Raw genomic sequence first — 14073 nt, 5'->3', positions numbered from 1 at the left:
TGGCTTGCGAGAGTGCTAGGCGTTGTCGCGTTTCCCGCACCAGATCTGCTAGCTCTGTTTGACCGATCGTGGGCATAGAGTACGAATCATTGCATTGCATTTACTACTTATACCACGTGGTATATCACTCATCCTCTCCCCTATGGGGCAGGGAATACGGTTGTGTCGCAAATACTTTTTAGTGACAAACGAAGTATCTCGTTTGCGTTTCGTTAAGCGCTAATTCCGAAGAGTGCTTCAATCAATTTTACTTGAGCCGCACTGTCCCCTTTGCTGATTCCCTTGACTTGTCCTTTGCGAATCAGACTCATTGCTTCAATTCCGTTTAAGGTTCGTCTTGCCGTGTTAAATGAGTCGAATCCCATCCTTAGTTAGGTCAATCGCTTGATGTTGCGGTGAGGCTGCTCAATGATATTATTCAGGTACTTGCTCTGCCGTAATTCCGTCTTTGCTGTGAGCGTTTCATCGCCTTTCAAGGCTTCGACTGCTCCTGGGTAGGCAGCGTTCTTGTCCACCGTAATTACTCGCGGCGTTTGAGGATGAGTCGCCTTGAGAACTTTGCGGAAAAATCTTGTGGCTACCTTGCTATCCCGCGATCGCAATTTAGGGTGAGGCTAGAGAAAATTGAGCCCTACGACTATAATTCGGCTGAAGAGCATAAAAGAGGAGTACCTCACGACACGGAGCACTCCTCTTATTATTGAATGGATTATGCGATCGCCAAACTGTTCAAATTACCGCTGTAACCTGTAATTTCGACAATGGCATCTGCTGTGGCAGAAAATCCATCTATATTGTCATTCAACGCTACAAAGGTGCGCGTATTTCCTCCAGTACCAGAGGTAAAGACGGCAGCGTCATTCGCTTTAAAGGTGCCAGCCGTTAATACAGCCGCAATTCCCGTTTCTGTTAAGCTGCTGACTGCACCTAACTTAACGACATTAGCAGCACTGACCACATTAGGACCGTCGATGATGTCTGTTCCAATTTGCAAGTCAGTAATGCGATCGAACGCACCGAGCAGTGAGTCACTGAGGTTGGTATAGCGGAACGTATCAGTACCGTTACCGCCCGTAAGCTGGTCGGCTCCAGCCCCACCGATCAGGCTATCATCGCCATTTCCACCGAGGAGTGTATCATCTCCAGTTCCACCCATCAGCGTGTCAGTTCCGTTGCCACCATCCAGGTAATCTGGACCATTATTGCCCATGAGCGTGTTGGCTCCATTGCCACCTAATTGTCGGGTTCCAACCAACAGATTGACGCTGCCTGTTGTGGTGCCCCCCTTACCGTCACTGAGGCTGTAGGTAAAGCTGCCCGTGCCACCACTTGTGGGACTAAAGGTGACAAAATCATCAGCAAAATTTGCAGGAGTACCGTTGTTGTTTAAGCTTACGGTACCACTGATCACATTATTCACTCCAGTAATGGTCAAGACATTTCCTTGATCAACATCACTATCGTTAGCGAGAAGATCAGCAACGGAAATGGTTCGTGGGGTGTCCTGAGCCGCTGTAAAGAAATCTGCTCCAGCAACGGGTGCTTCGTTGACATCCGTGAGACTCAGGGTGAAGTTGGTGCTGGCGTCGGGCGTATTACCTACAGTTGCATCATCAACGTTGACGGTTACAGCATAGCTAGCTTTTGCTTCAAAATCGAGGGATGTATCCGCTTTCAGGTACAGCGCACTGCCATCAATTTCAAAGAAACTAGCATCGGTTCCGCTGAGGCTCAGGGCATTCGTGCCAACCTCATCATCAGTAATGCCAATATCTGCTACCTTGATGCGGCTGGTAGTGCTGGTATTCTCAACTAAAGTCGTAATCGTGTTGGTGAATATAACGGCTGTTGGTGCCTGGTTAGGAACTGCCAGATTAAACCGTGCTAGCACTGGATCATGGTCGCTCACCTGGTCGGCAAACTCAGAGTTAATGTGAACCACATCAAACCCGTCTAAACGGTTCAACAGGTTGTTGCTGACTAGAATGTGATCGAGGGTCTGAGCATTTCCTTCAAAGTTATAGGTATAACGCTCGTTCGCTGGCAGGGTTTCTGCCAGAGTATTGAGTCCAGCACTTTCTAAAATTGAGAGTGGGTTTGAGAATTCAAAATCGTTCAAATCGCCTGCAACGACAACATTGGCGTTAGGATTGATTGCTAGAATGCTTTGAACAAAGTTCTTAACAAGGGTAGCTTGCTGGTTACGCTGCACTTCGGAGTTGAGGGTTGGCGGTTGATTGGGACCAAACAGTGGTTGATCGCCCCCCTTCGAGTTGAAGTGGTTGCCAATCACATAAACGGTTTGCCCATTAAAGAGAAATTTACCCACCAACGGCTTCCGGCTTGCGTTAAAGGCAGAATTGGTGGGGTCAATTAATCCAGGGCTAGCAGACAAATCAGGAATACCATCACTGCCGATGTCCGTAACGGTTGTGTTGGATGTAGAAGTACCACCGGGGCGATCGACAAAGCTAACTCGATTGGGATTGAACAGGAAACCAACCCGAATATTGCCACCAGGTTCTCCTCCATTGGTGTCGTCTACTGGATTGACTTGACAGTACTCATAACGAGGACCCCCAGCAGCGACGATCGCGTTAATCAATGTTTGGTAGGTCAGACTGGCATCTACCACACTGTCATTGGTGGGACCATTATTATCCTGAACTTCTTCCAGGTTGATAATGTCAGGCGATTGTAAATTATTCACAACCGCGGTTGCCAAGGCATTGAACTTGCCAGCACCATCACCGGGGTCAAGGTTCTCGACATTAAAGGTTGCAACCGTGAGTTGATTTGCAGTGCCCGTCAAGTTAGTCACTTCTCTTTGCAGAGATGAGGCTTGTACGACAGTAGGTGCCGTTGATACCAGGACTTCGTAATTGTTGAAGTCGTAATTAACCACCCCAGTAATCGTACTCAGTTGGGCACCCACATCTGCTGCCGGTAACGTGACCGATCCATTAATGAGGTCATCAATCTGAATCCGTTCTGGATTAAAGTCTGTTTGTGTGATCAGGCTGCCACCCCGAACCGTGCGACTGGAGGCATTCGCTCCATTGTCTGCGAGTACCCAAGTTTCCTCAGAAGTCCCGAAGTTTGCTGTAGGAGATGTGGTGATAGCGTTGTTGATCTGTACTCGCATTCCCTCTAGTCTTTCGTAGAAGTCAATGCCATCCTGCGCTGGATCGAAGGTGGTAGCACCTGTTTCAATATTGCCTGTCGTGTCGTTATCAATAACTTGAGTAGGAACTACCCGTCCACCGTTGCCTAGAATAGTTGCCGTTGGCAGCGCATTACCACTCGACAAGACGGTGATGGAAGGACTGGTAATCCGCGTAACCGTGAGGTTATTGGCATTGTTGCCAGGACGAAATTCCGCTACCGTGCCGCCAACCTGAATCGAGTCTCCTACCGCAACCGTTGGAGCCGAATTGGTGAACACGAAAATGCCTTCAGATGTTCTGTCGTCAGCGTCAGGATTGGGGTCTTGTAAATAAAAGCCATTTGTGGCAACTGCTGTAACGATACCTGCTACATTACTAACCGTTTGCCCAACTAGAGGAGAACGGTGAGATGTGCCTTGAATGTCACGAATGCGGATGGTCGGTGATGGAGGGGTGTCATTGTCAGCGATCGCCACATCTGCCGCAGTCGCTGCACCCAAATCGTAATCAGCCGTATCAACCACCGTCAGAGTAACGGTTTCGCTACCTTCAACCTCAGCGTCATCAACTGGCGTGATGGTGACATCCACAAAAGATTGTTCAGCCGCGATCATTGCAGTACCCGTTAAGGTAGGCGTATAGTCTCCTGCACTAGCCGTCCCGCCAACAGAATAGCTAACCGTTAGAGCATTGGCAGTATCACCAGTGCGAGTGATGCGGAAGGTTCCAGGATCCTGATTTGCTTCGGCAGCATTGGCATCGGCAGCAGTAATAGTGACGGTTGGAGTGGTTGGTGAAGTAAAAGAAGAAGCCGTCAAAGAAAAGTTGTCGATCGCCAAACCGTGATCATTTCCTGCATCGTTGCGCTCAATCCAACGAACCCAAAGCGTATCACCTGGTGCCCATGAGGTCGAAATTGTGCCTCCCCGACCACTGACTAGACCAGCTCCGTTGCCGTCTACCGCAGCAGCGCTGGCAGTGGCAATAGGGGAAAACCAATCAAAATTGCTACCTGGGGCAATCCAGGTTGTGACTGTATTAAAACTAGACCCAAAGCCATACTCTAGCACCATCGGTTGTGCAGATGTATTACCACCATTGCGCCACTGCTCTCCATCAAACGACAGGGTGAAGGATGAGAAAGTTGATTCAGATGTATTGGTTGCACCAAAGGCAATCCAACCTGCGATCGCACCAGAAGCTGGGCTACCGAAATAAGTAGCTCCAGAACCCAACCCCCCTAAAGCGCGATCAGTCATTGTTCCTGTGGTTGGTCCGAAGCTATAAAAACTTCCAGTATTACCAGTTCCAGTGCCCGCTGCATAAGTTGTGATGGTTGTGCCAGAGGAATTAAAAAGCAACCAACCTGGCAATAGTGTGTCGTTAGTCCAAGTATTAGTCGTTCCTGAAGTCAGCAGGCTGTCGAAGTTTTGGGAGTAAGAACCGTTGAAGTTAATAGGCATAAAACTTTTCACAAAGAAGTAAATGTTCAGTCGAGACGGAAGGATTCAAGTTGCGAAGCTAAAAAACAAGTCAAAAAGCGATGCAAGTTAACTCAATGACGCACCACAAACTCTAAAGCAAGGAATCAAAATTACCAAACTGGCTTGTAAGTTTGTTAATCAAAGGCTTGAACTTTAAGAGTTGCCATTACACATATTCTTTAAAGACTGTGGTAGTGGTTAAGCTGAACGCGGAGGTAAGAAAGACACAACAGAAAACAAGCAAAACAAACACCCCCATTTACATGGAGAATTCGCAATTACCGTCAGCTAGTTAAGGTAAAAGCGTAAAGCTAACTAAAGCAAAAGCATAAAGATTAACTGCATTGAAAGGATGCGTGTTCAACTTCTTCAAAAATTACAGCTATAAATATCCTTGACCATTTTTGACGAGTAAGCTAAAGCTAACGAATTAAGCACTAGTAATTCTTCAGGTAATGCGCTTGAAATAACACAAGACATTTTGAGGAAAAATATGAACACCAAAACTGGATTCCGTAGCTATTTAACAATAGGGTTTTCACGGACACATGTTTGCACCAATACAATCTCTATTAAGATTGTGTGAAGTAATACATTTTGTGAGTGGGTTTTAATCTCTTGGTCTTTACTAAGGGCGAGCAGTTGTCTGTCCTTTGAGATTTGGAGTCTGTAGTTGCTGATATCGAGTATCAACCAGAAGATTTGATTGCAGGTGAAGGAGTTTGCAACTATCCCTATCATCGGTTGTGTCGCGAGAACTTTTTAAGGACAAGCGATCGGTATCGTTTGCGTTGCTCTAAATAGCAATGCCAAAGATTGCCTCAATCAATCTAACCTCAGATACAATACCTCAGATCTTGCAGCCTAGCCAGTAAGCCCAATCTGGCAGAGGTTTGAGTATGATTTCAAATCCATAGTTTGCAGCAATGTCAGATCGAGTTGAGATAAGTTTTAGCAACTCGAACCAAAGGACAGAGGGAAACCACACGGATAGGGTAAATTACTCGCTGCTTTCCAATTCAGGACAGGTGGTAGAGACCCTGGGTCAATCCAATGCACCAACAGATAAGCAATTAGTAAAAGCATCAGCCACGATAGACTCCAAGCTTGGTGGATTGACCAAAATAATGCAACCCAAAGCGATGCTTGATGGTTTTGAAGAAGCCCTCAATAGCCCAGCGTTGGCGTCCGAGCCTGACCAAGTACACCCCAGAATAGGGATCAGAGCCATCCCAGAGTTTTCGGTTGCAGCGCATCCCGACTACTGCTCGCCATGACCGCTGCCTGACAGCGGCGAGAAAATCGACCGTGCCAAACTCCGTGTCTGCCAGCACAATCACGGTTCTCCCGTGGTTTAGGGACAATGGTTTCCATAACCGTTCAGTCAAATCTTTCTTACGCCCTTTCTTCCAGATTTTTCCTCCTTTTGCAACCCCTTGTTGAGACTGGTGCAGGATCTCAGTTAAGCTTCATGTCGTCGCTTCAGAACCATTCTTATGCCATGCTTTGGACGAAGCGTGAGCGAGGGTTCTAACACGACTGGCTCCTTGGAGGATAGGCAAAGGCGAAATTGGGATGCGATCGTCGCCACAATGAGTACAGCTTCCATCATGGCAAACGCCTTACCGATACAAATGCGGGGACCTGCACCAAATGGAAAGTAAGTGCAAGGAGGCAGCCGTTTCTGGAAATTATCCTTCCATCGATCTGGATTAAATTCCATCGGCTGGTCAAAGTAACGAGCGTCGTGATGCATTAGCCATTGGCTCATAAACACAGTTGATCCGGGTGGGATTAGATATCCCTCCAACTCACAGGCTGCAATTGCCACCCGGCTCATCCCCCAAACGGGCGGGTAGAGACGCAGCGCTTCCAAAACAACGCGCTCAGTGTACTGTAGCCGCGAAATGTCCTGCAGGGTGGGCGCTCGTCCCTCCAGTACTGTTTGCAATTCCTCATGCAATCTGGCTTCGACTTGAGGATGCTGGTTGAGCAGGAACCACAGCCAAGTTAAGGCATTTGCGGTGGTTTCATGTCCTGCCAGCAGAAGGGTAGCTGCTTCATCGCGCACTTGCTGATCGGTCATCTGGCTGCCATCCTCATCGCGTATCTGCAGCAGGAGCGATAGCAAATCTCCCCGGTCTTCATGGGTTGATCGCCTCTCAGCAATCATGTGATAAATAATGCTATCCAACTGGCGAATTGCATGTTGATAGCGAAGATTGCTGGGTGTTGGTAGCCAATTCGGAATCAAATACTGATTCATTAACTGGTCATTCACGTGAATGACCACATCGAGGACTGCGTGAATGCTTTCTTTCTCTTCAGCAACATCAACGTCTAGCAATGCCTTCGCAACAATCGCAAGGGCTAAGTTCATCATTTCTGAGTGGATATCGCGTACTTCGCCATCCTGCCACTGCTCCAGCAGACGCTGGGTATAGTCAATCATCAGGGTGCTATAGCTTGCAATCCGCTCCCGGTGGAACGCAGGTTGAACAAGGCGACGTTGCCGCTGCCAGAAACTCCCTTCGCTGTTGAGCAAACCATTGCCCAAAATCCGTAAGCCTCGGCGATAGACACTGCTTTTTGCAAACTGATGCACCTGTGTAATCAGGATGGTTTCGATTAAGCTTGGGTGATTTACGGCGTAAGCAGGGAAGGGTCCAAAATTCCAGCGAAAAATATTCCCATACTGCCGTGCACAGTCACTAAAGAAACCAATGGGATCATGGTTAATCTCAGGCAGATGACCAATTACGGGACGGCCCCGAGGTCCAGGTGGAGGACGAAGTGTTGGCATAATGCCTTGCAGGGTTTAATAGAGGATAACCACTACAGTACTCATGTTAACAATTCTGCTACAAACCGCTATTCTGCGGGAGAGGAACATTCTGAATTGATTGATAATCTCCTATGTTTTTGCAACATAGCTTCTTGAGCCTAAGTTTACGTAAATTCACGAAAACAGCCCTCTAGCTTATTGGGGATCGACGATCGCCAAAAAGACTACTACAATGATCGGTATTAGGTTGGTATACACAAGTCTCTTTTCTAAGCGAGCGCTTACGTCATCTCTTCTCGCCTAGCTAAGCTTGCTTAAGCTAATGAAAATAAGCAACAAGCAGTATTGTTTGGGCTGTCGCTACATAACCCTTAACGTAAAACCCTCAACAGCAAAAATCTTAAAAAATTATTTCTGACCAGCAGCATCTGGAGTGTAGTTGGCTCCATCTCTTTTTGATTCATCTTTAAGGGTGAAAGGTATCTGCCTACTTTTTGTCAGTGGTAGGTCATTGGGCTGCTGAAATTCATTTAAGTGAGGCAATTGAATCCAATGTTGAATTTCTCTCAATCCCAAGCATTTATTAAACCAGAAGCAAATTGTCTGGCGAGCTATGTTTTGGAGTTTTTAACGGCGATCGACGTCAAGCCACTCCAGCCTTCTTTTGCCAATTTGCCTGCTGACCCCTATCTGGAGGGCGGTTATCGGTTCCGGCGGCTTTCTCACTTCATTGTGAACGGCGATCGCTTAATTCAGCAGCCTCATCGTCGTCTATTTCAGAGTCGGCAGTATAACCCACTCCTGGGGGACGTGGTTCGAGAGTATGCCGAGCTAGAGGATGAACTGATTCAGCAGGAAGTCTTTCAGCGATTAGTCTGGGAATTTTACCAGTTCTGCCAGCTTTGCTCGCCCTACAAAGAGATTGGCGTGCATCAAATTCGGACGGTCGCATCGGCTCAAAAGATGGGCAATCCTGCACCTGAAGGCATTCATCGGGATGGGGTGGATCTGGTTGGCATTTTCTCGGTCGATCGCCACGACATTGACGGTGCGGAAACCCATCTTTATCCCAGCAAAGAGGGCAAACAACCTGTATTGAGTAAAGTGCTGTATCCGGGAGAATTTCTGGTGTTTAAGGACGATCAATATTTTCACTACACCTCCCCAGTGAAGGCGATCGGTTTTGGTCAGGGCACTAGAGATGTCTTTGTGTTGACCTGCCCAGGGCTGTTCCCACCGAATGAGGAATAGGGGAAAGGATTCATGACGATGCTAGATCTAAATTGGATTCGTGCCCAGTTCCCTGCTCTGCACCAGGAGATAAACCGCCATCCTGTAGTTTTTCTGGATCGCCAGAGGAAGTTTATCGTCTGTTACACACGCTGCATGAGCTAGCAACGCATCCGGTTGCAGCAGGAGGTTCGACCGATGAACAAAATTCTAGTCACAGGTGCGAGGGGACAGCTTGGCAGCGATTTAGTAACTGCCTTATGCCAGCAATATGGAGCAACCAACGTGATTGAAAGCGGTTGGAGAGCCCCCTCTGATCGCTCCAGTTCCTTTGCCTTTGAGGTTTTAGATGTTACCGATCAAGGTCAGCTGCAAAAGCTAATTGAACATTATCACATTGATACTGTTTATCATTTGGCAGCGATATTATCTGCGAAAGGAGAACAATTTCCCGATCGATGCTGGGATGTTAACGTGAACGGACTGCGGCATGTTCTGGAGGCTGCACAACGATTCAATCTGCAAGTCTTTTTTCCCAGTTCGATCGCAGTTTTTGGACCCCATACACCCAAACTCGATACGCCCCAGGTCACTGTGGAAGATCCAACCACCATGTACGGCATTACAAAGGCGACGGGAGAATTCCTGTGCCACTACTATGCCCACCGCTACGGGGTTGATGTACGGAGTCTGCGCTTACCCGGCATCATCAGCTATAGTGCTCCTCCAGGCGGGGGAACTACGGACTTTGCGGTCGAAATGTTCCAGGCAGCCCTGCGCTCGGAAACCTACACCTGCTTTGTTCGTCCGGAGACGCGCCTCCCCATGATGTATATCTCTGACGCGATTCGTGCCATTTTAGGCATTATGCAAGCAGACTCCAACGCTATTAAAATCCGGTCGAGCTATAACGTGACCGCGATCAGTTTTTCTGCCGCAGAACTGGTTGCTGAAATTCAAACCCACTTGCCCCACTTTACCTGTCGTTACGTTCCCGACTTTCGGCAAACGATCGCCGATTCCTGGCCCTCCGTGATTGATGATTCAAAAGCGCGAGCTGATTGGGGTTGGCAGCATCAGTATGATTTAGCCGCGATCGTGACCGAGATGCTGGAGAAACTACGTGCCCACAGTCAGAATACCCAGAGTTAGGATGCTTAGAGCCAAAAAACAGGAGTTCTGCGATCATGAACAAAACTGCCGTAAATAAAACTGCACTTTCCTTGTTTGGTACGTCTCTTGATGAAATTCAGCGAGCAAATCTGGCAAAGGAAGAACGTCTCTTAACCACTCCTCAGGATGCCGAAATCAGAATTGAGGGCGATCGGACGGTACTCAATTTCTGTGCAAATAATTATTTGGGACTTGCCAATCACCCGGAAATTATTGCAGCAGCCCATAGAGGACTCGATGAGTATGGGTTTGGTTTAGCATCTGGTCGGTTTATTTGTGGCACTCAAACCATTCATAAGCAATTGGAGGCAAAAATTTCCGCGTTTCTGAATACAGAGGACACTATTCTATATACGTCCTGCTTTGATGCGAATGGAGGATTATTTGAAACGTTGTTGAATGCAGATTGTGCGGTTATTAGTGATGCGCTGAACCATGCCAGCATTATTGATGGAATCCGGCTTTGCAAAGCGCAGCGCTATCGATTTGCCCATAGCAATATGCAGGAATTAGAACACTGTTTACAACAAACCCAGAACGCCAAAATTCGCCTCATTGCGACGGATGGCGTGTTCAGTATGGATGGTGATATCGCCAGGTTAGAACAAATTTGTGATCTGGCAGAGACTTATGATGCGTTAGTGATGGTGGATGACAGCCATGCCACGGGTGTAATCGGTGCCACGGGACGCGGTTCTGCAGAACACTGTGGCGTTATCGGACGGGTGGATATTATTACCAGTACTCTGGGTAAAGCGTTAGGCGGCGCATCGGGCGGTTTCACCTCCGGGCATAAGAGCATTATCGACCTGCTGCGACAGCGATCGCGTCCCTACCTGTTTTCTAATACCCTGGCTCCGACGATCACCTACACCAGTCTCACGGTTCTTGACCTGCTGGCTCAATCCAGTGAACTCCGCGATCAACTAATGGAAAATACCTGCTATTTTCGGCAGCAGATGCAGGAACGGGGCTTCGAGATCAAAGCAGGGGTTCACCCCATCACGCCGATCATGCTCTACGATGCGAAGTTAGCTCGCGATATGGCGCAGGACTTGCTGGCGGAGGGCATTTATGTCATTGGGTTCAGCTATCCCGTTGTGCCTCAGGGACAGGCTCGGATTCGAGTCCAAGTTTCGGCTGCCCATACGCGATCGCACCTTGATTGCTGCATTGAAGCATTTACAAAAGTAGGACAGCGCTATGAAATTCTGAGAAGTCTGACGAGGAGCATTTGATCGAGAAAAAGCACCCATTCCTTGTGGAGAAGCCCCTTCTCAAGGATTAAACTGGTTTATAGTGCATTGGAGGGTATGCGACAATAAAGGGTTCAGATTCCGACAATGCAGAGACAGCCATCGGCAAGGGGTTGTTGATAGGATTGACTGGGGGAACCTGCTTGACTGACAGAACTAAGAAGCTAGAAAGCGGCTGAGGACAGTAAATTCACGTTTGAAGGAATCATTTTGTTGTCGCTTAGATGCGATGGCAGGTTGAGGATCAGGCGAACTTGAGAGGAACGGATAAACCTGCATTTGCCATTGGTGAGTAATGACAAGGCGAATCCAGTTCTAACCGATTTTCAGATAACTTATGCCGCGATACCAGTGAGCATCGACTTGGCGACGCTTGCCAGAGGCAACCACCTGCCCCCCCCAGTACTAAAAACAGCATCGTCAAGGCAATCACCCCGCACAACTGAGAGAACGCAAATCTGTCCCGCAACCTGGAGGCTTCGAGATTGAATCCATTTGACTTTAGATCCAAAAATGATTCCTCCACACAAAACCTGAGTCGGTATTGAGCAAAGGTCTGCAAGTTTGTCGGTTCGTCGCCCACAATCGTTCAATCGCTGTAGGATGCAACTCACATTCTCTTATCCCACCTTTCTGCATCGCTCTCACCTTTATTGATCTTCTGTGTCACGATGAAAGAAGAGTGATTTTCTGCATCGCGATGAACTGCGAATAGTAAAACTGCGGCTTGAAATCCCCGATGGCTGAGCCTGTAGCTGAGTCATCATTGCCCAGCTCACACCTAAACATTCGAACTCGATCGCTCTACCGATAACTAGTTTAGAACTAGCCAAATCACAAGATTAGTGGAACAAGATATGGCACCGCCAAAAATCAGAAAGACTGCTGGAATCTGCAATGGAGCTGCTTGTATCGGGCGGACGCAGATTCCGGTGTGGCAGTTGATTGCTTTACAAGGGCAGGGATGCTCCGAGGCAAACTTGCTCAGCGACTACCCTCAGTTGACCCGAGACGACTTGAAAGCTGCCCGCACTTACTATGCTCAGAACACCGAGGAAATTGATGAGGCGATCGCTGAGAACTTAGAGAGCTAGGGTACCAACCCCAGTTTCCCCAGCAGTTGGATTCAATTGAAGCTGCTCGTACCGAGATTGTCAGAACTGAGTATTCAAATCTCAATTCTTAATATGGTTGAGAATTTTCTCAATAAGTTAAACGAAAAAATCAGGGTTTCACTCGAAAAAATGAAGTGAAATTCTCAGTAAGGAATAATGATGAGTATTCAGTTCTGGCACTTTCATGTTGAGTCTACAGATTGAGTCGTAAACTGAAGGAAATTCAGACCATCGGCTATATAGAAGACTGACTGAGGCGCTCACCATGCGGATAAAACTGAAGGAAATTGGGTTTGCCAATGGGGTAGTGTTCGTAGACCTCTATAACATCAGTTTCAGGGTTAAAGCTTTTGTCAATACTCAGCATGTGAATGGAGAAGCGGGAAGCATTCCTGGTTCGCTCTTACAGGGGGAAGAGATGATGGTTGAGCGAGTATTGACGAATTCTGGTCGCTTATGGGTCAGCGGCAAAAACCCTAGAGGCGAGCGAGTGGATTTGAACCCCAAAGATTTGATTTACATGGAGCAGTAGCGTCGCTAACCAAGGGAAACTGTCAGAACTGGGTACTCACTTGAGGACAGAAGCCCGTAATTGATAGACTGACTACTGCCCCCAATCTGTGCTCAGCAAGCTCTCCATGAACTGCCCTGATTGTTGCTCAGCCCGTATACCTGCTTGCAACGCACGACGAACTTGGGTTATGCTCTGTTTCGCTGCAAGAATTGTCGTTGTACCTTTAATGAACCCACAGATACACCTTTCAACTTCATCGAGGTACCTACCGATATCGTCTTTCAAGCCCTACTGTGTCGATTCCGCTACAAGCTCAGCTTTCGCGACATTGCCGAATTCTTTTTGCTGCAAGGATTTGAGTTTACCCATGAGACTGCACGGAATTGGGAAGGGCGCTTTGCTCCAACCTTTGCCAAGGAACTGAGAGCCAAACGCAAGGGGAAGGTGGGCAAGATCTGGTTTGTGGACGAGACGTACATCCGAGTCAAGGGGAGGTGGTGTTATTTGTATCAAGGCATTGATGAAGATGGGAATTTAGCCGATGTGCAATTGAGCGAGAAACGAGCTATGGCAGCGGCAAAAGCCTTCTTTGCTGAGGCTCATGAGGTTGCCCAACAACCGCCACAACGAGTAGTGACAGATGTCTGGCTTCGTACCCAAGAGCAATTGACGAGGAATTGGGAATGGATGTTGAGCATGAAGTGAGGGGTTGTTTGGGAAATCCGATCGAATAGAGCCATCGAGGGATCAAGCAACGGTACTATCCCACTTTAGGCTTTGGGGTGCTTGAGAGTGCGAAACGATTTTGTCAAGCGTTTGATGAAGTTCAGCAATTTTTGCGACCAAGAACAAGAATGGCAGAGTTCGTGTCTTTATCTGAGAAACGAGAACGCTCTATTAAACGAATTAGCGAGTTACAGGAGATATTCCAAGCTATCTAATCGAAGATAGGAAAGAGAAAGTCTGTAATGATAAAAATTATAAAAAAGCGGCGATTTGTGTAATCAGTTCTGACAGTTTTGGCAGGGGTAGCCTGTTGGGTTGCTTGGCTTACGATCTCGATCGCAGAACTGGGACTTCCGACTGCTGCGATCGAAGTAGCCTGAGCTTTTACCCTTCCCATCAAAAACACAACCAAACCAATGACAACCAGAAGAAGCACAGGAAACTTCTGTATACAGCAAATTTCATGTGAATAGACCACAGTGATTGAACCAACCAATGGCGTCATCTTCAGTAATGAACTGAACTGCTTCCGTCATCGCTTGGTCGAGGGCTTGATCGGTGCGAGCCGCTTTTGAGCGAAGAAACTGCTTGAGTTTCGACCAACAGAGTTCAATCGGAGATAG

The 14073-nt window shown here is 47.7% G+C and carries 9 protein-coding genes and 1 pseudogene; 6 read left to right on the top strand and 4 right to left on the bottom strand.

The genetic code is table 11. The features are described 5' to 3' along the window. Nucleotides 1-371 precede the first annotated feature (371 nt). The 4 genes from NDI45_RS28575 to NDI45_RS28560 form a co-directional block, all read right to left on the bottom strand. The gene (locus tag NDI45_RS28575; RefSeq protein WP_348249791.1) at nt 372-602 is read right to left on the bottom strand and encodes a DDE-type integrase/transposase/recombinase; all 231 of its coding nucleotides are present in this window, start codon (nt 600-602) and stop codon (nt 372-374) included. Nucleotides 603-709: 107 nt separating this feature from the next. Then, nucleotides 710-4630, bottom strand: a complete 3921-nt coding sequence (locus NDI45_RS28570; protein ID WP_348249790.1) for a cadherin-like domain-containing protein — start codon at nt 4628-4630, stop codon at nt 710-712. Nucleotides 4631-5736: 1106 nt separating this feature from the next. After that, on the bottom strand, nt 5737-6039 hold the full coding sequence (locus NDI45_RS28565) for a hypothetical protein (protein ID WP_348249789.1): 303 nt from the start codon (nt 6037-6039) through the stop codon (nt 5737-5739). A 74-nt stretch (nt 6040-6113) separates the two neighbouring features. Then, nucleotides 6114-7454 carry a cytochrome P450 gene (locus tag NDI45_RS28560; RefSeq protein WP_348249788.1) on the bottom strand — a complete coding sequence of 447 codons (1341 nt, stop codon included), beginning with the start codon at nt 7452-7454 and terminating at the stop codon, nt 6114-6116. A 534-nt stretch (nt 7455-7988) separates the two neighbouring features. On the opposite strand from NDI45_RS28560, the gene NDI45_RS28555 reads away from it, so the two are divergent. From NDI45_RS28555 to NDI45_RS28530, 6 genes and pseudogenes are all read left to right on the top strand, one after another. Then, complete coding sequence (locus tag NDI45_RS28555; protein WP_348249787.1) at nt 7989-8687, top strand: 2OG-Fe dioxygenase family protein; 699 nt, start codon at nt 7989-7991, stop codon at nt 8685-8687. Between the two features lie 177 nt (nt 8688-8864). Then, on the top strand, nt 8865-9818 hold the full coding sequence (locus NDI45_RS28550) for an NAD-dependent epimerase/dehydratase family protein (protein WP_190792315.1): 954 nt from the start codon (nt 8865-8867) through the stop codon (nt 9816-9818). A gap of 35 nt (nt 9819-9853) precedes the next feature. Next, a complete protein-coding gene (gene kbl, locus NDI45_RS28545) occupies nt 9854-11077 on the top strand; it encodes a glycine C-acetyltransferase (protein ID WP_348249786.1) in 1224 nt (407 codons plus the stop codon). Between the two features lie 875 nt (nt 11078-11952). Next, nucleotides 11953-12189 (top strand): DUF433 domain-containing protein, encoded by a 237-nt coding sequence (locus NDI45_RS28540; RefSeq protein WP_190791111.1) that lies wholly within the window; start codon nt 11953-11955, stop codon nt 12187-12189. Nucleotides 12190-12475: 286 nt separating this feature from the next. Next, complete coding sequence (locus NDI45_RS28535; RefSeq protein ID WP_190791112.1) at nt 12476-12742, top strand: hypothetical protein; 267 nt, start codon at nt 12476-12478, stop codon at nt 12740-12742. Between the two features lie 106 nt (nt 12743-12848). Next, a pseudogene (locus NDI45_RS28530) lies at nt 12849-13665 on the top strand (IS6 family transposase). Nucleotides 13666-14073 lie beyond the last annotated feature (408 nt).

The organism is Leptolyngbya sp. GB1-A1, assembly GCF_039962475.1.
Taxonomy (GTDB): domain Bacteria; phylum Cyanobacteriota; class Cyanobacteriia; order Elainellales; family Elainellaceae; genus Leptolyngbya_A.
This window is presented reverse-complemented; position numbering and strand designations above follow the sequence as displayed.

Coding starts and splice junctions, on each gene's coding strand:
- NDI45_RS28570 (WP_348249790.1), bottom strand. CDS start 4,630: ATGCCTATTAACTTCAACGGTTCTTACTCCCAAAACTTCGACAGCCTG.
- NDI45_RS28560 (WP_348249788.1), bottom strand. CDS start 7,454: ATGCCAACACTTCGTCCTCCACCTGGACCTCGGGGCCGTCCCGTAATT.
- NDI45_RS28555 (WP_348249787.1), top strand. CDS start 7,989: ATGTTGAATTTCTCTCAATCCCAAGCATTTATTAAACCAGAAGCAAAT.
- NDI45_RS28550 (WP_190792315.1), top strand. CDS start 8,865: ATGAACAAAATTCTAGTCACAGGTGCGAGGGGACAGCTTGGCAGCGAT.
- kbl (WP_348249786.1), top strand. CDS start 9,854: ATGAACAAAACTGCCGTAAATAAAACTGCACTTTCCTTGTTTGGTACG.
- NDI45_RS28540 (WP_190791111.1), top strand. CDS start 11,953: ATGGCACCGCCAAAAATCAGAAAGACTGCTGGAATCTGCAATGGAGCT.
- NDI45_RS28535 (WP_190791112.1), top strand. CDS start 12,476: ATGCGGATAAAACTGAAGGAAATTGGGTTTGCCAATGGGGTAGTGTTC.